Raw genomic sequence first — 23,199 nt, forward strand, 5'->3', positions numbered from 1 at the left:
GGGTTAGTGATGGTGATGATGGGCGTGCGACGACGCGCCCAGCGTCAGGCCGCAGTCCCCCCCTTCGCAGGCCTGGTATTCCATCTGAACCGTAGCGTGATCGATCTGATAGCGCTGATGCAAATAGTGATGAATACGCTGCAACAGCGCGTCATGATCGTAAGGGGGGATCACGTGAACGTGTAGCGTGACGACAGGCTTTTCGCCTACCTGCCAAAGATGAACATGATGCACATTACGCACTTCTGGAATATTCAGCGTTAAATCACGCTTTAGCTTCTCTGCGTCAATCGCCGCAGGCGCGCCTTCCAGCAATTCATGCAGGCTCTCTTTAAGCAATGCCCAGGCGCTGCGTAGCACCAGCGCGGAGACCACCAGCGACAAAATGGGATCCACAGGCGTCCAGCCGGTAAACATAATAATTAACGCCGCAACAATCGCTCCCAGAGAGCCGAGCAGATCGCCCAGCACGTGCAGCGCCGCCGCCCGCACGTTCAGATTGCTTTCGCTGCTGCCACGATGCAGCAGCCAGAAAGAGAGCAGATTGGCCAACAGGCCGCCAATGGCGATAGCCAGCATCATCCCGCTTGCTACCGGTTGCGGCTGATAAAAGCGCTGCACCGCTTCCCAGACAATCAGTACGGTAATCACAAAGAGCGCGATGGCGTTAACAAAGGCAGCCAGCGTGGTCAGGCGCAGCCAGCCAAAGGTATGGCTGGCGTTCGGCTTACGCTGCGCAAAATGTACCGCCAGCAGAGCCATCAGCAGCGCGGCGGTATCCGTCAGCATATGACCGGCATCGGCCAGCAGCGCCAGCGAGCCGGAGAGCAGCCCGCCTGCCACTTCTGCCAGCATAAACAGGGCGGTAACAATAAAGGCCGCGAGCAGGCGGGAGCGGTTGCCGTCATGTTCCGGGTGTGAATGATGATGCGTCATAGTTTTCCAGTCTGGCTAATAAATCTTTGATTAATAATAACAGTAAACGGCTGGTTTCCCCGCACGCCTGCCGCGCCTGCGCCTGCGCGCCCAGCTGCTGGCAAAGCTGCTTGCCTTCATCAATACCTAACAGCAACCAGCTGCCCTTCATGCGATGAGCATGTTTTTCCAGCTGCGCCCAGTCCTGTCGATCGAGCGCCTGCTGAATAGCCTCGCTGTCTTCCTGAAGCGTCTGACGCAGCGTGGTGATGACCCGTGGTAAGAATGCCGCATCCCGGTTGGCCAACTGCCAGAGTTGTTGCTCCAGCTCATCCTGGATCTGGGTAGCCGGCTGGCTGGTTAACAGGGTTCGCAGCGCCGTGAGGCTGACCGGCTTCAGTATCACTTCGTCCGCCTCGCGCCAGGCTTCCGGGTGCTGTGGCAGCTGAACGTCGGCGCTACAGTAGATAAGCCGGGTGCGTTTTTCCGCACCGCGTTCGCGTCGCCGTAAAATGCGCGCCACCGTTGGGCCATCGGGATGCGGCATATTGTAATCGATAAAAATAATATCGAAGCGGGTACTTTGTGCGGCCCGCAGCAGCGCGCGCCCTTCAGCGAACACCTGAACATGTGCGCCCAGCCAGTTGAGCTGCTGCTGCATAACCAGCAAGTTGGTAGGATGATCGTCAACTACCGCAATCGTTAGATGCTGAAGCTCTGAGGGATTATTGGCGGAAGATGCCGTAATCAATGACGCTTCGGAAGTGAAGGTCAGCGGTAGCGTCACGGTGACCCGGGTGCCCTGGCCGGGCTGCGAGTATAGAATGATATCGCCACCCATTCGGCGCGCTATTTCACGACAAATCGAGAGTCCCAGTCCGCTCCCCTGGACAGAGCGCGCACGCCCTGAAGGTGTCTGATACCAGGGTTCAAACAGTCGCGCCTGCTCATCCGCAGGGATACCGTAGCCGCTATCGGTAACGCATAGCGTAAGCTCACTATCCGTGGCGCTCAGCGTCAGGGTAATGGTGCCCTGAGCGGTAAATTTCAGCGCATTGCTGATCAGGTTTGTGGCAATCTGCTGCAGTCGGCCGCCATCCAGCAACACGCGCCGGGGCAGGGCGCTCAGCGCTTTCACGTTGAAGGCGGGACCGTTGGTACGCATCAGCGGCGACCAGAAGCGGGAAAGATCCTCCAGCCACTGTTGGAGATCCAGCGGGACCGGCTGCAAACTAAAGGTGTTATTTTCGATCCGCGCATGATCCTGGAGATCGTTTAATAACGACATCAGTGAGGTGGCGCTGCTGTGGATTAATCTCAGGCGGCTTGTCTGTGGCTGATGGGCCAGCTCCAGCTCCAGCAGGCCGAGAATCGCCTGCATTGGCGTACGCAGTTCATGGCTGACGCTGGCGATAAACTGGCTTTTCATGCGGTTGGCTTGCTCTGCCGCCTCGCGCTCCTGCTCAAGCCGTAAACGCTGCCGCGCTTCCAGGCGCTGTTGCCGCCAGCGGCGTACCAGCAACGCCAGCAGTAGCAGAATAGCGGCCAGGGCGAGAATCAACAGCGTCAGAATAACGGGGCGCATGGCGCCGCTATCCGCACTGCCGGGCTGATTTTCATTGCTCCATGCGGCTCGCATACGCTGCTGGGTATCGGGTGGGATCTGCTGCAGTCCTTTATCGAGGATGGCACGCAGCAACGGCTGCTGACTGTTGACGCCCATCGCGATCGGCCAGGCAATATCGCTGGCGGCAAAGGCGAAGCGCACGGCCTCGCCGTAGCGGCTTTGTATCAGCCAGCGTGCCGAGAGCACATTATCTACCACCGCATCCAGCTGTCCGTTGGCCAGCGCATTATACAGTGTGGGGGCATCGTCAAAAGGTTGCACGGTAACGCCTTCAGGGAGCAGCTGTAGTGCTAAATCGCCACGCCGGATACCCACGCGTTTGCCCTGTAAATCCTGCCAGCGGGTAAGGTTGGGCGACAGCGCGCCGACATAAACGCCCCATAGCGCACGCCAGACCGGAAGCGTGCTGCTTTCCATGCCATCGCTGCCGGTCAACGGCTGCACCAGCTCAATCAGCGCATGGCCTGTGCTGACCCGTTCCCGCGCCTGCTGCGGATTATTAACCCACAGCGGGGTAAAGCGCAGGCCGGTACTTTGTCCGATGGCGTTCAGCAGGTCGACGCTGTAACCGCGCGCTTCGCCGCTGGCGCTGCGGTAGCTCCAGGGATAATTATCCGTTAGCGCACTATAGACCACCTGCGGATGCTGCTTCAGCCAGGCCTTTTCCATTGCGGTAAGATGCAGCGTATTGGTATCAGAGTAGCGCGGTAGCTGCATGCTCCAGCGCCCCTGGATACCATTAATCACTTCGACCGGCAGTTGCCGAATCGCCTGATTCAGCGCGTCGCGCAGCGCGACCTGCGGCGTAACGGCGTACAGGCTCAGTTCACCTGGCTCAAGCGTGGAGGCGATCTGATAAATTTCTCCCTGCTGTAGCTGGCTGAGCAGAAAGCCCGCGCTGGTTTCATCCGCCACAACATAATCGTTTTGCCGATTGAACAGGGTATAGAGCGCCTGCAAATCACTGCTGTAAGTTTCCCAGCGGTGACGATGCGCAAAGTCAGGATCAACTTGCTGCAGCGTGCTGGCGCTAACCGCAATGCGTGCCCCCTGCGAATTAAACATGACCGGGCGATGATTCTGGCGGCTGCGGTAGATGCGTAGCGGGGTACTAAACCAGGGGCGGGTGGCGTAAAGATCGTCGGCGATCGCCTGACGCAGGATGCCAAAGGCGAGATCTTCCTTGCCCTGACGTAGCGCATCCAGCAGCGCAGCGTTAGTCGGATAGCTGTTAATGGCAAAGCGCGCGCCGGTCAGATTACCCAGCGCCACCAGGTAATCGGCGTTGATGCCATATAAATCCTTACCAACAAACATATTCCACGGCGCGCTGCTGGCCTGCAGCACGCCTACGCGCAACGTTTTTCCCTGCCAGGGCCCTGTTTCGCCGCCCGGCATCATCAGCTCCTGCGGCAGCGGCATACTGCTTACCGGTCGCCAGGCGGCGGTGGCCGGAAGGCTCAGCAGCAGCGCCAGCAGCAGCAGGCGAGCTATTGCTGAGCTTTCCATAAGGCGGCGAGATCCAGGACGGAATGGGCTCCGGTTTTCTCCAGAATATTCTTTTTATGCGTACTGACCGTTTTATTGCTGATATGCAGCTGTTGAGCGATCTGCAAATTAGACAAGCCCTGTGCCAGTAAGGAAAGCACCTGCTGTTCTTTGCCGGTCAGTGGCAAAGCGCCTGCAGCGGAAATATCGGCGGCGAAAACCGTCTTTCCGCCGAGCACCGCAAGAATAGCGCTCAGCAATTGCGGCATACTCTGACTTTTCACAATGTAGCCAGCGGCACCGGTAGCCTGCGCCATTTGCATATACAGGCGCTCGGTTTGAGCAGAGTAGATCAGCACCGGCAGATCAGGAAAACGGCGTTTAAGCAGCTTGAGCATCTCCAGCCCATTGCTGTCAGGCAGGCTGATATCCAGGATCACCAAATGGGGCATTTGCTGCTGCAAAGCCTGAAAAGCGGCGGCTTCGCTATCTACTGCCGTCAGGCTCAGGCGAATAGGCGCATTTGCCAGTGCAGCTTCCAGCGCAACCTGCACCAGCGGATGGTCGTCAATAAGTAACAGATGCGCCATAGAAATATTTCATTGATCGTTATTTGATTTATTACAGCATCTTAGAATAGCGAAAAAAGCGGTGGAAGCAATGTCTGGCAGAAGAGAAGGCGGTAAACCAGCAAAAATTTATCGTGGGTCAAAATAAAAGAGAGCCGCGGCTCTCTTTTATTTAATCAGCATGATGGCGTCATGTTATTGCGTCGTGCCGTCGGTTTTACGATCAACGTCGCCACCGCCCTGCTGCGTCTGAACTTTTTCATTGATGTTAGGGCATTTGCCGTCTTTACACTGCGCGTTTTTATCCATTTCATCAGCGCTCATGCCGTTGCTGCCAGCGGTTGGCGTGCTGCTGGTATTATTATTAATACCGGAATTGTTAATCTGGCTATTATCAACATTATTCGGCGGCAAATTTTCTTTTGCGCCTGGCGCTACTGCGCCGGCATCCGCTGCCTGGTTTGCTGCACCGTTATTACCGTCTGCGGCCAGTGCGGCACCGCTGCCCAAAGTCATGGCTGCTGTCAGAATTGCAATGGCAAACTTATTCATAATTATGCTCCCGTTAATTATTGATAGTTGCTGACGAAACCTGATAAAACGTTTAAGTCATTTTCTCGTGCAGGCAAAACAATATATCGCCACAGCAACATATGGCGAAAACTTGTGATGAAAATAATAAATTTTTAAGAACTAACGGTTAAAAGTGTAGTAAGGAACCAAAGAAACGCAAATCCCAAATGCCCTTTGTTTAGGGAAACACGATTTACAGCGCGGCAGTGACGGGATAGATTGGGCAAGGTGTGCCAGCTGCATGACAGGCAAAATATAAAAATGGATAGCTTATGAATTACCAGAATGATGATTTAAGAATCAAAGAGATAAAAGAACTGTTACCTCCGGTTGCGCTACTGGAAAAGTTTCCCTCGACGGAAAAAGCTGCGACGACCGTTGCCGCTTCGCGTCAGGCGATTCACAAAATTCTGAAAAATGAAGATGACCGTTTGCTGGTGGTGATCGGTCCCTGTTCTATTCATGATGTTGAAGCAGCCAAAGAATATGCTGACCGCCTGTTAACGCTGCGTGAAGCGCTAAGCGGCGAGCTGGAAATCGTGATGCGCGTCTATTTTGAAAAGCCGCGTACCACGGTGGGCTGGAAAGGGCTGATCAACGATCCGCTGATGGACGGCAGCTTCCAGATCAATGATGGTTTGCGCATTGCCCGCAAACTGTTGCTGGACATCAATGACGCCGGTCTGCCGACGGCGGGTGAATTCCTCGATATGATTACCCCGCAGTATCTTGCCGACCTGATGAGCTGGGGAGCAATTGGCGCACGTACCACCGAATCACAGGTGCACCGTGAACTGGCTTCAGGCCTTTCCTGCCCGGTAGGCTTTAAGAACGGCACTGACGGCACCATTAAAGTGGCGATTGATGCGATTAACGCGGCCGGATCGCCACACTGTTTCCTGTCGGTGACCAAGTATGGCCATTCTGCGATTGTTGAAACCAGCGGCAACGGTGACTGCCATATTATCCTGCGCGGCGGTAAAGAGCCGAACTACAGTGCGCATCATGTCAGCACAGTAAAAGCGGGTCTGGAAAAAGCGGGTCTGCCGGCTCAGGTTATGATCGATTTCAGCCATGCTAACAGCAGTAAGCAGTTCCAGCGTCAGATGGTAGTGGCTGAGGATGTTGCACAGCAGATCGAAGGCGGAGAGCAGGGCATTATCGGCGTGATGATCGAAAGTCATCTGGTGGAAGGTAATCAAAGCCTGGAAAGCGGCGAGCCGCTGGTTTACGGCAAGAGCATTACCGACGCCTGCATCGGCTGGGAAGATACGGAGAAGGTACTGCATCGGCTGGCCGCTGCGGTAAAAGCGCGCCGGGGCTGAGCGTCGTCTTAGGCGTAGGCAGCAATAAAAAACCCGCCGTCTGGCGGGTTTTTTTGCAAATAACGAATTACTTCGCTTTGCCCTGGTTCGCTACCGCTGCGGCTTTCGCTGCGATTTCGTCAGCGTCGCCCAGATAGTAACGCTTAAGCGGCTTGAAGTTTTCGTCGAACTCATAAACCAGCGGTACGCCAGTTGGGATGTTCAGTTCGAGGATCTCTTCTTCGCTCATGTTATCCAGATATTTCACCAGCGCGCGCAGTGAGTTACCGTGAGCGGCAATGATCACTTTCTCACCGCTTTTCAGGCGCGGCAGAATAGATTCATTCCAGTAAGGGATAACGCGTTCAATGGTCAGCGCCAGGCTTTCCGTGGTAGGCAGCTGTTCAGCGGTCAGTTTCGCATAGCGCGGATCGTGGCCCGGGAAGCGTTCATCTTCGCGATCCAGTTCCGGCGGGGTAACGGCAAAGCCGCGACGCCACTGTTTTACCTGCTCGTCGCCATACTTCTCAGCGGTTTCTGCTTTGTTCAGGCCCTGCAGCGCACCGTAGTGACGCTCATTCAGACGCCAGGATTTTTCAACCGGCAGCCAGGCCTGATCCAGTTCGTCCAGAATGTTCCACAGAGTGTGAATTGCGCGCTTCAGCACGGAGGTGTAAGCGAAATCGAAGGTGAACCCCTCTTTTTTCAGCAGCTGACCTGCTGCTTTTGCTTCTCCGCGGCCTTTATCAGACAGATCCACATCGTACCATCCGGTAAAGCGGTTTTCGTTGTTCCACTGGCTTTCGCCGTGGCGCACCAGAACCAGCTTAGTTACAGCCATAGCTTAACTCCTTAACGCTCGTATGATAATGAAACCATTATATTGCCGTCGCGCGCGGCACGGCAATCGATAGTGCCCTACCATAGCGGAATTCTACGCACGGCGTAAGTACTCAACCTGCGCGATGCCTGTTTTTCAGCCTGATGTTATTCCGCCGTTAACGTATAGCGGGTAACACTGTGATAGGTTTCGCCCGGTTGTAACCAACAGTCAGGCTGGGGCCATTCAGGATGGTTAGGTGAGTCGGGTAAAAACTCACTCTCCAGCGCGATGCCCTGGAAAGCAGTATAGCTCTCCTGGTCACGTGCCGGCGTTCCTGCCAGATAATTGCCGCTGTAAAACTGCAGCGCCGGCGCGCTGGTATGCACCGTCAGCTTAAGTTTGCCGTCTGCCGACCAGAGCTGCGCTGCAGGTTGCGCGGCATCGCGTTCATTCAGCAGAAAGGCATGGTCGTAGCCCTGTACCAGACGCTGATCCTCATCCTGCAAAAAGTCACGGCTAATGGATTTGGGCTGGCGGAAATCAAAGCCGCTGTTCTCTACCGTCTGTAGCGGCGCGCGCGGAATGCCTTCGCTGTCTACCGGCAAATAGCGATCGGCGCTGAGCTGCAACCTGTGCTGACGCGCATCGCCGTGATGCGCGTCCAGATTGAAATAGGCGTGATTGGTCAGATTGACCGGGCAGGAACGATCCACCTGCGCCTCCCAGTTAATCCACAGGCAGTTATTATCATCCAGCCGATATTCCACCTGAGCGATAAGATTGCCGGGATAGCCCTGGTCGCCGTCGGGTGAATCGATACGGTAAATAACGCTGTTTTCGTTCTGGCGAACAATCTGCCAGCGGCGTTTATCGAAACCTTCCGGGCCGCCGTGCAGCTGATGCGCGCCCTGATTTGCCGCTAAAAAAATATCCGCCTTGTTCAGACGCGCACTGGCGATGCGGTTGGCGTAGCGGCCTACGGTCGCGCCAAGATAAGCGGTCTGCTTAAGGTAGTCGGCAGGCGTTGCGCAGCCGAGCAGCGCTTCACGAATGCTGCCATCTTTCATGGGGACGCGCGCCGAGAGCCAGGTCGCGCCCCAGTCCATAAAGGTGGCGACCATGCCCTTGCCGTTGCGCAGTACGGTAATGCGCCACGGCTGGCCGTCGGGAGCCAGTGAAGTCGCTTCGTTTAGCATTGTCCCGCGCCCTCCGATGCCTTGCAGACATAAAAGGTCTCTTTAATCCCGGTTTTGGCTTCGTACTGGCTGGCAACGGCGGCTTTTACCGGCTCCACCAGGTCAACCGGAATCAGCGCCACCACGCAGCCGCCAAAGCCGCCGCCGGTCATCCGCACGCCGCCCCGAGCGCCGATAACGTCTTTCACTATCTCAACCAGCTGGTCGACAGGCGGTACGGTGATCTCAAAATCATCGCGCATTGAGGCGTGTGATTCCGCCATCAGCTCACCCATGCGTTTCAGGTCGCCTTTGCTTAGCGCCTCGGCAGCTTCCAGCGTGCGGGCGTTCTCGGTTAATACGTGACGCACGCGTTTGGCAACCTGCGGATCCAGCTCATGTTCTACTGCTCTGAACTGATTGATATCCACATCGCGCAGCGCGGGCTGGCTGAAGAAACGTGCGCCGGTTTCGCACTGCTCGCGGCGCGTGTTGTACTCACTGCCTACCAGGCTGCGACGGAAGTTCGAGTTAATAATCACCACCGCCACATCCTGCGGCATCGGCACCGCACGCGTGCCTAACGTGCGGCAGTCAAGCAGCATGGCGTGATCTTTTTTACCCAGCGCGGAGATCAACTGATCCATGATGCCGCAGTTACAGCCGACGAACTGGTTTTCCGCTTCCTGACCGTTTACCGCGATCTCGGCGCCATCCAGCGGCAGATGGTAAAGCTGCTGGAATACGGTACCCACTGCCACTTCCAGCGACGCAGATGAGCTGAGTCCAGCCCCCTGCGGCACGTTGCCGCTGATCACCAGGTCCGCGCCGTTAAAGTTGCCGCTGCGCTTTTGTAAATGTTTCACCACGCCGCGCACGTAATTCGCCCACATCGGCTCTTTAACGCTCATAATCGGCTCATCCAGCGAGAAGCTGTCCTGCTGATTATCATAATCTACCGCGATAACCCGCACCTGACGATCGTCACGCCTGGCGCAGCTGATCACCGTCTGGTAATCAATAGCGCAGGGCAACACAAAGCCGTCGTTGTAATCGGTATGTTCACCGATCAGGTTGACGCGGCCCGGTGCCTGAATGGTGTGTGTCGGCTGATAGCCAAACTGCTGCTGGAAAATCTGATCGGTAGTGGTTTTTAACGTCATTCTGAGTCTCCCGTCTGGCGGAAATGAATATCACTGACGGAACGCAGGCGCTCCGCTGCCTGTTCTGCGGTTAAGTCGCGCTGGGTTTCTGCCAGCATTTCATACCCAACCATAAACTTACGTACCGTCGCCGAACGCAGCAGCGGCGGATAAAAATGTGCATGCAGCTGCCAGTGCGGGTTCTCTTCGCCATTGAACGGCGCGCCATGCCAGCCCATGGAGTAGGGGAAAGAGCACTGGAACAGGTTATCGTAGCGGCTGGTAAGCTTTTTCAGCGCCAGCGCAAGGTCGCTGCGCTGCGCATCAGTCAGATCCACAAGGCGCTGAACAGCCGTTTTCGGCAGCAGCAGCGTTTCAAACGGCCAGGCCGCCCACCAGGGCACCACCGCCAGCCAGTGTTCAGTTTCCACCACCGTGCGGCTGCCGTCTTTTAGCTCACGCGCCACATAATCCACCAGCATCGGTGAGCCGTGCTGCTGCCAGTAAGCGCGCTGATGCTGATCTTCGCGCTGCACTTCGTTTGGCAGGAAACTGTTTGCCCATACCTGACCGTGCGGATGGGGATTTGAGCAGCCCATCGCCGCGCCTTTATTTTCAAACACCTGTACCCAGGGATAGTCGCGGCCCAGCTCGGCGGTCTGCTGCTGCCAGGTGGCGACTACCTCTTCCAGCGCCGACAGACTTAATTCCGGCAACGTTTTGCTGTGGTCAGGAGAAAAGCAGATCACCCGGCTGGTGCCGCGCGCGCTTTCGCAGCGCATCAACATATCGTCGCTTTGCGGCGCTTCTGGCGTATCAACCATCAGCGCGGCAAAGTCGTTGTTAAACACCCAGGTGCCGGGATAATCGGGATTTTTGTCGCCGGTCACACGGGTATTCCCCGGACAAAGAAAACAGTCAGGGTCGTGTTTCGGCAGTTGCTGCACGGCCGGTGCCTCTTGCGCGCCCTGCCATGGGCGTTTCGCACGATGTGGGGAAACCAGCACCCACTGATCGGTCAGCGGGTTATAACGGCGATGAGGATGATCGACCGGATTGAATTTTTCCATGTTGTGTCCTGATAGCTGACTAAAGCGGAGATCGCAGAATAAAAAATAGCACAGTGTAAAACCTGAAAGCGTGATCCAGTCTGGATAAATGGAATCGTTTACACAAGATGAAAATTCTTATTTGCCAGTGTTAATAGCACCTGATGCTTTGTGGGTTGATTAGACAGGGTGAAATAATGGTAACGGTTACATAATGAATGCCGCTTTGTGATGCGCAGCAAATGCAACAAGAGCAGGGGAAATCAGGAGATAACGATCGGCCTGCGTTTGTGGCTTCATTATGGCCCGGTTTGCCCGGGCCATAACATTAACTCAGCGCGGCAATTTCATAGCGGTAACGATCGTCCTGCGGCACAAAGCTCAAACGGTGGGTAATACATTGCGGCGCATCTTCAGCATGATGTGAAACAAACAGCAATTGCGTCTCGCCTTCGGTAATCAATATATCTACAAAGCGGCGTACCAGCTGTCGATTGATGGGATCCAGCCCCTGTAGCGGCTCGTCCAGAATCAGCAGCGCAGGGTGTTTCACCAGCGCCCGCGCAATCAGCACCAGCCGCTGCTGCCCCCACGACAAACTGTGGAAAGGCGTATCGCCCTGCGTCGCCATTCCCAGCAGCGCCAACCAGTTATCAGCCAGCTTGCGTTGGCGGTCGGAAACCGCCTGATACAGGCCGATAGAGTCGAAATAACCGGAAAGGATCACGTTGCGCACGCTGATGGCGACGCGGTAATCCAGATGCAGGCTGCTGCTGACATAGCCAATATGCTGTTTGATATCCCAGATGGTTTCGCCGCTGCCGCGCCGACGACCAAACAGGGTTAAATCGTTGCTGTAACCCTGCGGATGATCGCCGGTTACCAGGCTCAGCAAGGTCGATTTCCCTGCGCCGTTAGGCCCGACGATTTGCCAGTGCTCGCCTGGCTTAACCTCCCAGGTCAACCCGTGTAAAACCGGTTTATCGTTATAGCTGACCACGCCGTTTTTCAGCACGATGCGCGGTACGTCAGGCGCCAGCCGCGGTTGCTGAGCAGGATTATCTGCTTCCGGCACCGCCATGCCCGCCAGCTGTTCGCTGTGCGCCAGCTGCGCCACCAGCGCTTCTGCCAGCACCGTTTCGCGTGCGCCGACATGGGTGAGACTACACTCCGCCAGCACGCCGGTACGCTCGACAAAAGCGGGGATATCGTCAAAGCGATTTAACACCAGCACCAGGGTATATCCTTGCTGATGCAGCTGCTCAAGCAGCGCCGCCAGGCTGGCGCGCGAAGCCACATCCAGCCCATCAAAAGGTTCGTCCAGCACCAGCAGATCCGGCTGAGCCATAAGCGCCTGACAAAGCAGGGTTTTGCGCGTTTCACCGGTGGAAAGATATTTAAAGCGGCGTTCCAGCAGGTATTCAATGCCGAACAGCTGCGCCAGCTGGCGGCAGCGCGTTTCATCTTTTACCTCCTCCTGAATCATTTCCGCCGCCGTGCGCCCGGTATCCTCTTCGCCTTCGCTCAGGAGATCGGTATTGTTACGCTGCCACTCCTCCTCAACCAGCTTTTGCAGTTTTTCCAGCGACAGGCGCGTCGGGCGGATAAAGTCGCTGGAAAAGCGGCCCTGCAGCGGCGGCAGCTCACCTGTCAACGCGCGCGCCAGAGAAGATTTACCGCTGCCGTTAGCGCCAACAAAAGCCCAGCTTTCTCCGCCGCGCAGCGTTAAATCATTAAGGGTCAGGATCCGGGTATCGCTAAGACGAAACGTGCCTTGCGAAATTTGCAATGTAGCCATTTTTCATTCCGTTTTTTGCAGCGTAAAAAGGATTTTTAATGGCTGGCTGAAAGCTTGTCAAACAACCGTGACCAATTCAGAGCAGCGTCGCGATAATCACCCGATCGGCATTGAAATGTGCCAGCACCGTCGCCTCTGGCTGTAGATTTTGCTGCGCAACCTGCTGATTGCTTAACGTGGCGCACAGGGTTTCGCCGCTGGTCAGGCGCATCAATACTTCGCTTTGCTGCTCACCATGCTCAATCGCGCTGATGGTACAGGGAAGTTGGTTATCCGCCCCGGAAGGCGTATGGCTTACCTCGATCCAGGGCGCTTTGATCAACAGTAACACCTCCTTGCCCGCGCTCAGCTGCAAGCGATCTGCACTCTGCCGGGTCAGGGCAGCTTTCAGTCGCGTCTGTTGATCGGCTAACAACACCTCAACGTGCTGCTGCACCGACTGCGCATCGCGATTCACCAGGGTGCCAAACAGCTGATTGCGCGCGCTGGTTTGCAGCGAGAAACGGGCGATGGCTGCCAGCAGGCTATCCAGCGGCAATTGGTCATCCTGCAACACATCAAACGCTTTTTGCTGAATCTGCTCCAGCAGACGGAACAGCTCAATTAAACGTTCGCCATAGCGCGTAAGCTGCGCGCCGCCGCCGCCTTTGCCGCCCGTTGCGCGCTCTACCAGCGTGCGCTCCGCCAGCTGATTCATCTCATTGATCGCATCCCATGCGCTTTTGTAACTGATGCCAGCCAGCTTTGCGCCCTGGCTAATTGAACCGGTGTGTTTGATTTGCTGCAATAACGCAATCCGGCGCGGATCGGCAAACAGCTTCTGCTGTAGTCGAATAATCAGAGAAATATCAGCCTGCATGCTAAATCCCAAAAAGTGGTAATCATCGGATTGTAAAAGAGGCGGCAGGGAGTGTCACGGCGTTAAGCATTGCCGCTTAAGGAAAGGTAAAGCGCACAAAATAGCAGTGCGTTTTCTGCCACGCTGGTTAAAATGGTTTTTTTACCGTAATAAACGAGGCAACTATGCTGGAGTTATTAAAAAGCCTTGCTGTCGCCGTGATCATGGTGCCGATCGTAATGGCGGTCATTCTTGGCCTGATTTATGGCCTGGGCGAAGTTTTCAACGTCATTTCTAAATTCGGTCATCGTAATGACCAGCCGGCAAAGCATCGCCAGTAATCCCACCGCGCGATTCTCTTCTTTTAGCAGGGCGGACATGATGTCGGCCCTGCTGTTTATCTACCTATTCGCCGCTATTTGATCAAACGTATGACATACCTTCCTGTCTCGTTATATTATGCGCTATATAACGTAACCAGGAGAAATGCTATGTCTGCTGTTAAATGGAGCCGCTGGCTGGGTGCTGCCGCCATCAGTTTGAGCGTATCGGGGCACGCCGTTGCCGCGCAAAATGTAACGGTGTTTGCCGCCGCGTCGCTGACCAATGCGCTACAGGATATTGTCAGCCAGTATGAAAAAAACAAACATGAGATTAAAATCGTTACCTCTTACGCCTCCTCGTCGACGCTGGCGCGTCAGATAGAGCAGGGCGCGCCGGCCGATCTGTTTATTTCCGCCGATCAGCAGTGGATGAATTACGCGGCGCAAAAAAACAGTATCGAGGGCGATTCGCGCTATACGCTGCTGGGCAACGATTTGGTGCTTATCGCGCCTGCCGATGCACAGGCGAAAGCGGTTACCATTGATAAAAATACCCACTGGAAAAGTCTGCTAAAGGGGCAGCGTATTGCTACCGGCGATCCGGATCATGTTCCGGCCGGTATTTATGCGAAAGAGGCCTTACAAAATTTAGGCGCCTGGGATACGCTGTCGCCGGTTATGGCGCGCGCCAATAATGTACGCGCCGCGCTGGCGCTGGTGGAACGTAACGAAACCCCCTACGGAATTGTTTACGGCTCTGATGCAGTCGCCAGCCATAACGTGACGGTGGTCGGGCATTTCCCGGCAAACAGCCATAAACCGGTGGAATATCCGATGGCCATTGTCAAAGATCACCGCCATCCTGCCGTCAGCGCATTTTATGACTACTTAAAAGGGCCTGAGGCGGCAGCAATATTTAAAAAATATGGATTTACGCCACGCTAATGATATTGAGTGATGTTGAATGGCAGGCTGTCGAGCTCAGCCTGAAAGTTTCTGCTATTGCTGTGTTATTCAGTTTGCCTTTTGGCATCTTGCTCGCCTGGGTGCTGGCGCGCCGTGAGTTTCGTGGCAAAGCCCTGCTGGATAGTTTGATCCATCTGCCGCTGGTGCTGCCGCCGGTGGTGGTGGGTTATCTGCTGCTGCTGTCGCTTGGGCGGCGCGGCTGGCTGGGCGCATGGCTCTATGACTGGTTTGGCATCAGCTTCGCGTTTAGCTGGCGCGGTGCAGCGTTGGCTGCCGCCGTGGTGGCGCTGCCGCTGATGGTGCGCGCTATTCGCCTGGCGCTGGAGGCGGTCGATCCGAAACTGGAGCAGGCGGCGCGTACTCTCGGGGCCGGACGCTTGCGCGTGTTTTTTACGGTTACTCTGCCGCTTACGCTGCCGGGCCTGATCGCCGGTACCGTGCTCGCCTTTGCCCGCTCGCTCGGCGAGTTTGGCGCCACCATTACTTTTGTATCCAATATTCCTGGCGAAACCCGCACTATTCCACTGGCGATGTTTACGCTGCTGGAAACGCCGGGAGCCGAAACGAATGCCGCCAGACTCTGCCTGATCGCTATTGCGCTGGCGCTGATTTCATTGCTGCTGTCGGAATGGCTGGCTCGCTGGGGCCGTAAGCGTCTGGGGGGCTGATGCTGGAACTTAACTTCACGTTGCAACAGGGCGACAGCTCGCTGCAGATCGATACGCAGCTGCCCGCCAGCGGTATCACCGCCATTTTTGGCGTCTCGGGCGCGGGCAAAACCTCATTGATCAATGCCATTGCCGGGCTGGCTGCGCCGCAGCAGGGCTATATCCGCCTGAACGGGCGCACGCTGAGCGATGCGGAACAGGCTGTCTGGCTACCGCCGGAGAAACGGCGCGTCGGCTATGTGTTTCAGGAGGCGCGCCTGTTTCCGCATTACCGGGTGCGCGGCAATCTGCGCTACGGTATGGCCAAAAGCCGCCAGGGGCAGTTTGATGCGCTGGTCAGTTTGTTGGGTATTGGCGACCTGCTGGATCGCTTTCCCTGGTCGCTCTCCGGCGGTGAAAAGCAACGCGTGGCGATTGGACGCGCGCTGTTAACCGCGCCCGATATCCTGCTAATGGATGAGCCGTTGGCGGCGCTGGATCTGCTACGTAAGCGCGAGCTGCTGCCCTATTTGCAGAAGCTGGCAAAGCAGGTAGATATTCCCTTGCTTTACGTGTCGCACAGTCTGGATGAGATCTTACAGCTGGCGGATCGGGTGCTGGTACTTGATAACGGTCAGGTTAAAGCGACCGGGACGCTGGAAGAGGTATGGAACGGCAGCGCGCTACGTCCGTGGCTGCCGCGTAGCGAACAGAGCAGCGTACTGCGCGTGCAGGTACTGGAGCAGCATCCCGATTATGCCATGACCGCACTGTCGCTTGGCGACCAGCATATCTGGGTCAGCCGGGTAGACGCGCCGCTGAAAACGCCGCTGCGTATTCGCGTTCAGTCATCGGACGTGTCGTTAATTCTGCAACCGCCGCTTAACAGCACCATTCGTAATGTGTTGCCCGCGCAGGTCAGCGAGCTGATTGAAGTCTCCAATCAGCAGATTGAAGTCAAGCTGCGTATCGGTTCCAGCGAGCTGTGGGCGCGCATCACGCCGTGGGCGCGCGATGAGCTGGCGATCAAACCGGGAATGTGGCTGTACGCCCAGATCAAAAGCGTTTCTATCACGCCCTGAAAGCGGCGGAGCCGTCCCTGGCTCCGCGGTTTTTTCTCTGCCTGTCAGGTAAGGCAGCAACGGCGGGTCCGTTGATGTATGGCACTTAAGGCTTTACAGCACTTCGCGCCGAATGGTTTCTGCAATCCCTGGTTCCAGGTTAGTGCCAATAACCCGCGCGGCGCGCGCTTTAATCGCCTCATCGGCGTTGCCCATCGCGACGCCCAGCCCCACCGTTTCCAGCATGCTGAGATCGTTATAATTATCGCCGAACGCCAGCACATCTTTCATTTCCAGTCCCTGCGAAGCGACCCATTGCGCCAGCCGTTTGCCTTTTGAAGTGGTTTACTGAATTTGGCCACCTGAACAGAGGTGATATGTTTACCTCAGAACAACACAGGTGCACCAATGAAAAGAAGAAATTTTAGTCGTGAATTCAAACGTGAATCCGACGAAGCCAGGTGCTGGATCTGTATAACATCAGCCATGGTCGGAGCAAGGAACATCTCCACAATGGCGACTCAGAGAAGCTATCGGATGGGGCGCTGGCTTGCTGGCAGACTTATGAAAGAGCTGGAGCTGGTCAGTTGCCAGCAGCCGACTCATCAATATAAACGTGGCGGCCATGAACACGTCGCTATCCCGAATCACCTTGAGCAGCCGTTCGCAGTGACAGTGCCAAATCAGGTGCGGCGACGTGACGTATAGTTAGACAGGTAAGCGCTGGAAATGGCATGGGAAGCGCGCGGCAAGCCAGGTGGAGTGATGTTCCACAGTGATCAGGGCAGTCATTATACAAGCAGGCAGTTCCGGCAGTTACTGTGGCAGTGCCCGATCAAATAGAGTATGAGTCGACGTGGAAACTGCCGGGATAACAGCCCGATGGAGCGAGGAGCCTGAAGAATGAGTGGGTGCCGGTGACAGGTTACATAAGCTTCAGTGATGCTGCCCATGCAATAACAGACTATATCGTTGGAGATTACAGCGCGCTCAGACCGCACGAATATAACGGTGGGTTACCACCAAACCAATCGGAAAATCGATACTGGAAAAACTCTAAAGATGTGGCCAGTTTTTGTTGACCACTTCAAGTAAACAATTGCGTATAACTCCCATAATTGTTAGTTAGAACAACGAGATTGTGTGTTGTATAATTGTTCGTCATGGTTAGAGGGAGTGAGTAAATGGACACTACTGAAACACTGAATGGTACGTACTTCTACGGCGGGTTATCAAACCTGACACCACAACAACTATGGTAGGCTATAACCATCGCCGTTGTGAGCAATCATCTGGGGATCTCGGCGGTTGATGCTGCACTGGTGATCTCAGGACAGCCAATCATAGGTACGAGAGCCAAGCCAGGAACGGCAACGCCGGGTACATCTATTGCTTCTAAGTACATCAGTCATTGGCTGAATTATAAACTGCCACGTGGGATCAGATTACCAACGTTGACAGGTAAAACTATCAATAGCTTAAGATTAAGTTCAACCAATAATTTAGGTCGGTTCGTTGGTCGTAATGTTCCCTGGCTCGGTTGGGTTATGACATTTACTACGATTTATGACATTCAGAGAGATGTTAAGGATACATATAATCGTGTAGCGGCTCCTAAAGATCGCATTCAGTGGACATACTTCTAATGAGAGATATTGAGAAAGAAATTATCGATTTTATCGATCAGGAATATAACACAAAAAAGTACTTTCTCTTTGGGCCAAAGCGAACCATTACGCTTGATACAAGTATTAGAGACGATCTAAAACTCGTATTTGAAGATAGTGAAGAGTTACTACATGAATACTTTAAGCGTTGGAATGTAGATTCAGGAAAATTTGAAATACTTAACTATCTGAATCCAGAATATCTTGGAAGTAAAGAGCCAGATCCGTATAAGCCTCTAACAGTTGGTATGCTCGTTGAAAGTGCTAAAGCTGGACGTTGGTTATATAGTTGAATGATATATTACAGTTCATTTTAAATGCCCAATGTATGGGCATTTTTTGTTTTAAGATTAACAATGTGATTTGATCCGTGTTTTTATAGTCATTAATAAATACACAGAAAGGTTAGCCGTACTAACTGTTCATCAATGTAAGTTCGCATTCCATTTTCTGGTATAAATTGTATCATTTCATACATTCCTGTTTCAGTTGCACGCTGTTGATTGTTGTTCTGAAAAATACTTATTAACTATTTCTGCTATTCCTGGCTCAACATTAGTACCTATAACAAGATCAGCGCTATCTTTAACCTTATCAGAAGCGTTACCCATTGCTACACCAAGACCAGCATTCTTTAGCATACTAATATCGTTGTAGTTATCACCAAAAGCGATAACCTGGCTCATAGATAAACCCTGAGATTCAACCCATTGTGCTAAGCGTTTACCTTTACTGTTTCCGCTTTGGGCTATATCTACCTGATCATGCCAAGACCACTCACAAGCAAGGCCAAGCTCGCTTTCAACCACATCAGTAAAGTTTTGCAACTTCACTATATCAGTATCAGTAAGAGCAAATTTCCAGATTGCCGATACGTCATCTGCGGCTTCTCGTATTGAGTTTACTTTTTTAAACACAGGACGCTGCGATGCTGGTAGGGCTCTTGCCCAATTTTCAGTACGGATGATGTGCCCGGTTGCTTCTTGATAAATCATGGCGTCATCGGCGTACATCAATCCATGAACATCGTAACTATCAAGCAGATCAATCAACTTAATAGCTTGTTCAGCTTGCAGGGGATCAGACTCAAGCACCTTCTTTTCTTGGTAATTGTACAATAATGCACCATTACAGCATATCGCAGGGGTATCTAATGCAAGTGATTGATAAAATGGGTGAATTGCAACAAAATGTCTTCCGGTAACAATGATGACTTTTGCACCAGACTTACGGGCATTCTCTAAGGCAGTGAGTGATTCAGAGAGGATTTTTTTTTCTGGGGTCAATAAAGTGCCGTCCAGATCGAGAGCTATTACCTGATAATCCATGCTATTTTCGCAGTGTCTTAGTTAGAAGATGTACTGATAGTACACCGCTTGCTTTGTTGATCAACACTTGTAAGTCATGGGAAGGGAAGCATGGACAGGATTTTTTTGTAGTAATGCTTTACCCATACAAACAGGCACCATTACAGCAGATTGCAGGTGTATCTAACGCCAGCGCCTGATAAAAAGGATGGATGGCGCAGTGATGACGTCCGGTAACGATCAGGACTTTTACCCCGGCCCGTTGGGCTTCGGCAAGGGCGGCCAGCGATTCAGGAAGAATGGTTTTACGCGGCGTCAGCAGCGTACCGTCAAGGTCGAGGGCAATCACGCGATAGCTCATAGTTAATTCCGCCAGTCATTATTAGCAAAGCAGCGATGTTACACCCTGTGGTGCTGGTCACCAAACCATAGCGGCACAATCAATCCGCCGAGTCTGGTTAAAACACGCTACCCTTTGCCACAGGCCAACAATTACAGGTAATCAGACAAGGAGAATTCATGAAGCAAGTTGTTTATACCGCCAGTCCGGAAAGCCAACAGATTCACGTCTGGCGTATGAATGAGGATGGCGCGCTGACGCTGTTGCAAGTGGTGGATGTCGCCGGTCAGGTGCAGCCGATGGTGGTGAATCCCACCCAGCCTTTTTTATACGTAGGCGTGCGCCCGCAGTTCCGTACTATTGCATATCGTATCGCTGAGGATGGCACGCTGAGCGAAGCGGGGCAGGCCTCGCTGCCGGGCAGCCCGACGCATATCTCTACCGACCATCAGGGCCGGTTCCTGTTCTGCGGATCCTATAACGACGCCTGCGTCAGCATTAGCCCGATCGGCGCGGATGGCGTACCGCTGGAGCCGAGCCAGATTATTAACGGGCTGGAAGGGTGCCATTCCGCGAATATCGGCAGCGACAACCAGACGCTATTTGTACCAGCCCTGAAGCAGGATCGTATCTGCCTGTTTGATGTTCATGCCACCGGAAAACTCACGCCGCATCAGCAGCCGCAGGTCACTACCGTTGAGGGCGCAGGCCCGCGTCATATGGTGTTCCATCCCAGTCAGCAGTATGCCTACTGCGTCAATGAGCTTAACAGCACCGTTGACGTCTGGAAGCTGCGCAACGCCCACGGCGAAGTAGAGTGCGTACAGAGTCTGGATATGCAGCCTGCCGACTTTACCGACACGCGCTGGGCGGCGGATATTCATCTGACGCCGAATGGTCGTCATCTTTACGCCTGCGATCGTACCTCCAGCACCCTGACTATTTTCAGCGTCAGCGAAGATGGCAGCATGTTAACTCTGCAAGGGCATCAGCCGACGGAAACCCAACCGCGCGGCTTTAACATCGATCGCAGCGGCCAGTATCTGGTTGCGGCAGGGCAGAAATCGCATCATATCGAAGTCTATCGTATCGATGGCGAGCAGGGGCTGCTGACGCCGCTGGCGCGCTATGCGGTAGGGCAGGGGCCGATGTGGGTGGTGATCCACGCGCTGTAAAACTTGAGCCGCATCGCAGCGCTGCGGCAATGGTGGCAAGGCTGCACAATAACACGCAGTTCAGTCAGCAGATGGTAAAAGCAAAAGAGGAATTCAGGCGGCTGGCAGCAGGCGGAGCGCACCAGCGCCCCGCTGAATACTATTAGCTGTAATTCACGGTAATCGATGCGCTGGCGAGGCGGTGGAAATGGACATTAAAGCCCACCATCGCGCCGCTGGCGTTTTCATCCACCTCGATTTTATCCACGTCCAGCGCATGTACGGTAAAAATATAGCGGTGGCTTTCGCCCTGCGGCGGGGCCGCGCCGCCGTAGCCCGCTTTACCAAAATCGGTGCGCGTCTGGATCGCCTCTTCAGGCAGCGATGCCTGGCCGGAACCCGCGCCCTGTGGCAGTACCGTGACGTCAGCAGGAATATTCGCCACCACCCAGTGCCACCAGCCGGAACCGGTCGGCGCATCAGGATCGTAGCAGGTCACGACAAAACTTTTCGTGCCTTCCGGCACCTCATCCCAGGCAAGATGCGGTGAAATGTTATCGCCCTGATAACCCATGCCATTAAAGACATGGCGTTCCGGCATCTTTTCGCCGTCGTTGAAATTGTGACTATAAACCCTCATCGCCTCTCCATTTTATTGATGCAACAGTTTCAGTAACTCTTCGGCGGTGGCGGCAGAAGAAGCGGGATTCTGGCCGGTGATCAGATGACCATCAGTTACCGTCCAGACGCCCCAGTCCTGGGTGCGTTCAAACAGGCCGCCCTGTTTCTTCAGCTCATCCTCTACCAGGAAAGGCACAATATCTGACAGTCCGACCGCCTGCTCTTCGCTGTTGGTAAAGCCGGTGACGCGTTTACCCGCTACCAGCGGTGTACCGTCTGGTTTTTTCACATGGCGCAAAACGCCAGGCGCGTGGCAAACGGTAGCGACCGGCTTACCGTTGGCGAACAGATTTTCAATCAGCGCGATACTGTGCTTATCCTCGGCCAGATCCCATAGCGGACCGTGGCCGCCGGGATAAAATACCGCGTCGTACTTGCTGCCATCAATGGTTTCCAGACGTTGCGTGTTCGCCAGCGCCTGCTGAGCAGCAATATCCTGACGAAAGCGTTGGGTATCGTGGGTCTGCGCATCCGGCTCGTCGCTTTTCGGATCGAGCGGCGGCTGCCCGCCCTGCGGCGAGGCAAGTACCACGCTGATACCGGCATCCTTGAAGATATAATAAGGCGCAGCAAACTCCTCCAGCCAGAAGCCGGTTTTTTTGCCGGTATCGCCCAGCCGATCGTGGGACGTTAAGACCATTAAAATTTTCATTACTGCTCTCCCGGTTGATCCGTTGCTACCCGAATAACCAGCTTGCCGAAGTTTTTGCCTTCCAGCATGCCGATAAAGGCTTCAGGCGCGTTTTCCAGCTCATCAACCCTATGTTCACGGAATACCAGGCGATCTTCCGCTACCCACTGGCTCATCTGACGGAAAAACTCCTCAAAACGATCGCCGTAATCCTGATTGATAATAAAGCCCTGCACCCGCAGGCGCTTACGCAGAATGGCTCCCTGGAACAGCGGTAAATGATCCTGTCCCTGCGGCAGGTCGGTGCTGTTATAGTCGGCAATCAGACCGCACAGTGGGATTCGGCCTTTGCTGTTCATCAGCGGCAATACCGCGTTGAATACTTTGCCGCCGACATTTTCAAAATAGACGTCGATGCCGTCAGGGCAGTGCTGCTTCAGCTGCTGCGCCAGATCGTCGCGGCGGTGATCGACACAGTGGTCAAAGCCCAGTTTTTCCATAGCGTAGCGGCATTTTTCTTCGCCGCCGGCGATGCCGACCACGCGACAGCCTTTCAGCTTCGCGATTTGACCCACTACCGAGCCAACGGCACCGGTTGCGGCGGCCACCACCACGGTTTCGCCCGGCTGCGGATTACCAATATCCAGCAGCCCCATATAGGCGGTAAAGCCGGTCATTCCCAACAGGCTCAGCGCCCACGAAGGGTGCTTTAATACCGGGCCCTGTAATTTAAACAGCCCGCGACCATCCGACAGCGCATAGTCCTGCCAGCCGCTCTGGCTGACCACCCAGTCGCCATGCTGATAGTCGGGATGCTGCGACTGCTCAACAATCGCCACCGTACCGCCGCCCAGCACATCTCCCACGGCAAAAGGCTCAACGTAGGAAGGCGCATCGCTCATGCGACCGCGCATATAAGGGTCGAGTGAGAGATAAACCGTCCGTAACAGCAGCTCTCCCTCGCCGGGCGTGGGAACCGGCTGCGTATCAAGACGAAAGTTGGCGGAAGTCGGCGCACCATGTGGACGCGAGACCAGAATGACGCGGCGATTATGCTCTTTCTGCTGTGACATTATTCACTCCTTGGCTAATGGGGATGCTAAAAGCGTAGTTTATCCCAC

General features: G+C 54.6%; 22 protein-coding genes and 4 pseudogenes. 10 read left to right on the forward strand and 16 right to left on the reverse strand.

From position 1 onward, the window contains the following. Positions 1 to 3: 3 nt before the first annotated feature. The 4 genes from zitB to ACQE3Y_RS05335 form a co-directional block, all read right to left on the reverse strand. Positions 4 to 936, reverse strand: coding sequence for a CDF family zinc transporter ZitB (gene zitB / locus ACQE3Y_RS05320; RefSeq protein WP_426974121.1), 933 nt, complete (start codon positions 934 to 936; stop codon positions 4 to 6). After that, a complete protein-coding gene (locus tag ACQE3Y_RS05325; RefSeq protein ID WP_426981022.1) occupies positions 905 to 4,051 on the reverse strand; it encodes an ATP-binding protein in 3,147 nt (1,048 codons plus the stop codon). The genes zitB and ACQE3Y_RS05325 overlap by 32 nt, the downstream gene beginning before the upstream one ends. Next, positions 4,033 to 4,620 (reverse strand): response regulator, encoded by a 588-nt coding sequence (locus ACQE3Y_RS05330; RefSeq protein ID WP_426981024.1) that lies wholly within the window; start codon positions 4,618 to 4,620, stop codon positions 4,033 to 4,035. Before ACQE3Y_RS05330 ends, ACQE3Y_RS05325 begins: the two co-directional genes overlap by 19 nt. 174 nt (positions 4,621 to 4,794) lie before the next feature. Beyond that, positions 4,795 to 5,151, reverse strand: a complete 357-nt coding sequence (locus ACQE3Y_RS05335; protein WP_426974124.1) for a YbgS-like family protein — start codon at positions 5,149 to 5,151, stop codon at positions 4,795 to 4,797. A gap of 293 nt (positions 5,152 to 5,444) precedes the next feature. On the opposite strand from ACQE3Y_RS05335, the gene aroG reads away from it, so the two are divergent. Further along, on the forward strand, positions 5,445 to 6,497 hold the full coding sequence (gene aroG, locus ACQE3Y_RS05340; protein WP_426981026.1) for a 3-deoxy-7-phosphoheptulonate synthase AroG: 1,053 nt from the start codon (positions 5,445 to 5,447) through the stop codon (positions 6,495 to 6,497). A 67-nt stretch (positions 6,498 to 6,564) separates the two neighbouring features. On the opposite strand, the gene gpmA is transcribed toward aroG, so the two are convergent. The 6 genes from gpmA to modE all read right to left on the reverse strand — a co-directional run bounded on the left by gpmA (position 6,565) and on the right by modE (position 13,322). After that, complete coding sequence (gene gpmA / locus ACQE3Y_RS05345; RefSeq protein WP_085067561.1) at positions 6,565 to 7,317, reverse strand: 2,3-diphosphoglycerate-dependent phosphoglycerate mutase; 753 nt, start codon at positions 7,315 to 7,317, stop codon at positions 6,565 to 6,567. Positions 7,318 to 7,463: 146 nt separating this feature from the next. Then, entirely contained in the window at positions 7,464 to 8,495 is a 1,032-nt protein-coding gene (gene galM, locus ACQE3Y_RS05350; protein WP_426974126.1) for a galactose-1-epimerase, read from the reverse strand. Continuing rightward, complete coding sequence (gene galK, locus ACQE3Y_RS05355) at positions 8,489 to 9,637, reverse strand: galactokinase (protein WP_426981027.1); 1,149 nt, start codon at positions 9,635 to 9,637, stop codon at positions 8,489 to 8,491. Before galK ends, galM begins: the two co-directional genes overlap by 7 nt. Beyond that, positions 9,634 to 10,686 carry a galactose-1-phosphate uridylyltransferase gene (gene galT, locus ACQE3Y_RS05360; protein WP_426974128.1) on the reverse strand — a complete coding sequence of 351 codons (1,053 nt, stop codon included), beginning with the start codon at positions 10,684 to 10,686 and terminating at the stop codon, positions 9,634 to 9,636. The genes galK and galT overlap by 4 nt, the downstream gene beginning before the upstream one ends. A gap of 307 nt (positions 10,687 to 10,993) precedes the next feature. Further along, positions 10,994 to 12,463, reverse strand: coding sequence for a molybdate ABC transporter ATP-binding protein ModF (modF, locus tag ACQE3Y_RS05365; RefSeq protein WP_426981028.1), 1,470 nt, complete (start codon positions 12,461 to 12,463; stop codon positions 10,994 to 10,996). 76 nt (positions 12,464 to 12,539) lie between these two features. Beyond that, positions 12,540 to 13,322 carry a molybdenum-dependent transcriptional regulator gene (gene modE, locus ACQE3Y_RS05370; RefSeq protein WP_426974130.1) on the reverse strand — a complete coding sequence of 261 codons (783 nt, stop codon included), beginning with the start codon at positions 13,320 to 13,322 and terminating at the stop codon, positions 12,540 to 12,542. 164 nt (positions 13,323 to 13,486) lie between these two features. On the opposite strand from modE, the gene ACQE3Y_RS05375 reads away from it, so the two are divergent. From ACQE3Y_RS05375 to modC, 4 genes are all read left to right on the forward strand, one after another. Continuing rightward, complete coding sequence (locus tag ACQE3Y_RS05375) at positions 13,487 to 13,642, forward strand: AcrZ family multidrug efflux pump-associated protein (protein WP_426974131.1); 156 nt, start codon at positions 13,487 to 13,489, stop codon at positions 13,640 to 13,642. A 150-nt stretch (positions 13,643 to 13,792) separates the two neighbouring features. Then, positions 13,793 to 14,569: a molybdate ABC transporter substrate-binding protein gene (gene modA, locus ACQE3Y_RS05380; protein WP_426974132.1), complete on the forward strand. Its 777-nt coding sequence runs from the start codon at positions 13,793 to 13,795 to the stop codon at positions 14,567 to 14,569. Further along, complete coding sequence (gene modB, locus ACQE3Y_RS05385; protein ID WP_426974133.1) at positions 14,569 to 15,258, forward strand: molybdate ABC transporter permease subunit; 690 nt, start codon at positions 14,569 to 14,571, stop codon at positions 15,256 to 15,258. Before modA ends, modB begins: the two co-directional genes overlap by 1 nt. After that, the gene (gene modC, locus ACQE3Y_RS05390; protein ID WP_426974134.1) at positions 15,258 to 16,319 is read left to right on the forward strand and encodes a molybdenum ABC transporter ATP-binding protein ModC; all 1,062 of its coding nucleotides are present in this window, start codon (positions 15,258 to 15,260) and stop codon (positions 16,317 to 16,319) included. Before modB ends, modC begins: the two co-directional genes overlap by 1 nt. A 93-nt stretch (positions 16,320 to 16,412) precedes the next feature. On the opposite strand, the pseudogene ACQE3Y_RS05395 reads toward modC, so the two are convergent. Next, positions 16,413 to 16,637, reverse strand: a pseudogene (locus tag ACQE3Y_RS05395) (HAD hydrolase family protein); the annotation flags it as partial. 113 nt (positions 16,638 to 16,750) lie between these two features. Between ACQE3Y_RS05395 and ACQE3Y_RS05400 the strand changes: the two are divergent. The 3 genes and pseudogenes from ACQE3Y_RS05400 to ACQE3Y_RS05410 all read left to right on the forward strand — a co-directional run. Continuing rightward, positions 16,751 to 17,380, forward strand: a pseudogene (locus ACQE3Y_RS05400) (DDE-type integrase/transposase/recombinase); the annotation flags it as partial. 102 nt (positions 17,381 to 17,482) lie between these two features. Continuing rightward, a pseudogene (locus tag ACQE3Y_RS05405) lies at positions 17,483 to 17,944 on the forward strand (STM2901 family protein). Further along, on the forward strand, positions 17,929 to 18,258 hold the full coding sequence (locus ACQE3Y_RS05410; protein WP_426974136.1) for a DUF1493 family protein: 330 nt from the start codon (positions 17,929 to 17,931) through the stop codon (positions 18,256 to 18,258). Before ACQE3Y_RS05405 ends, ACQE3Y_RS05410 begins: the two are co-directional and overlap by 16 nt. 192 nt (positions 18,259 to 18,450) lie before the next feature. On the opposite strand, the gene ACQE3Y_RS05415 is transcribed toward ACQE3Y_RS05410, so the two are convergent. Then, entirely contained in the window at positions 18,451 to 19,293 is an 843-nt protein-coding gene (locus tag ACQE3Y_RS05415; RefSeq protein WP_426981029.1) for a pyridoxal phosphatase, read from the reverse strand. Between the two features lie 124 nt (positions 19,294 to 19,417). Continuing rightward, positions 19,418 to 19,633: pseudogene (locus ACQE3Y_RS05420) on the reverse strand (HAD-IIB family hydrolase); the annotation flags it as partial. A gap of 158 nt (positions 19,634 to 19,791) precedes the next feature. On the opposite strand from ACQE3Y_RS05420, the gene pgl reads away from it, so the two are divergent. Next, a complete protein-coding gene (gene pgl, locus ACQE3Y_RS05425; RefSeq protein ID WP_426974138.1) occupies positions 19,792 to 20,787 on the forward strand; it encodes a 6-phosphogluconolactonase in 996 nt (331 codons plus the stop codon). Then, entirely contained in the window at positions 20,763 to 20,933 is a 171-nt protein-coding gene (locus tag ACQE3Y_RS05430; protein WP_426974139.1) for a hypothetical protein, read from the forward strand. Before pgl ends, ACQE3Y_RS05430 begins: the two co-directional genes overlap by 25 nt. Here the strand turns inward: ACQE3Y_RS05430 and ACQE3Y_RS05435 are convergent. The 3 genes from ACQE3Y_RS05435 to ACQE3Y_RS05445 are packed head-to-tail and all read right to left on the reverse strand — an operon-like array spanning position 20,930 to position 23,151. Continuing rightward, complete coding sequence (locus ACQE3Y_RS05435; protein WP_426981030.1) at positions 20,930 to 21,406, reverse strand: kinase inhibitor; 477 nt, start codon at positions 21,404 to 21,406, stop codon at positions 20,930 to 20,932. The genes ACQE3Y_RS05430 and ACQE3Y_RS05435 overlap by 4 nt on opposite strands. A 12-nt stretch (positions 21,407 to 21,418) precedes the next feature. After that, on the reverse strand, positions 21,419 to 22,099 hold the full coding sequence (locus ACQE3Y_RS05440; RefSeq protein WP_250652157.1) for a type 1 glutamine amidotransferase domain-containing protein: 681 nt from the start codon (positions 22,097 to 22,099) through the stop codon (positions 21,419 to 21,421). Then, a complete protein-coding gene (locus tag ACQE3Y_RS05445; protein ID WP_426981031.1) occupies positions 22,099 to 23,151 on the reverse strand; it encodes an NADP-dependent oxidoreductase in 1,053 nt (350 codons plus the stop codon). The genes ACQE3Y_RS05440 and ACQE3Y_RS05445 overlap by 1 nt, the downstream gene beginning before the upstream one ends. Positions 23,152 to 23,199 lie beyond the last annotated feature (48 nt).

The sequence above is a fragment of the Pantoea sp. FN0305 genome (assembly GCF_050113845.1).
Classification (GTDB): Bacteria; Pseudomonadota; Gammaproteobacteria; order Enterobacterales; family Enterobacteriaceae; genus Mixta; species Mixta alhagi.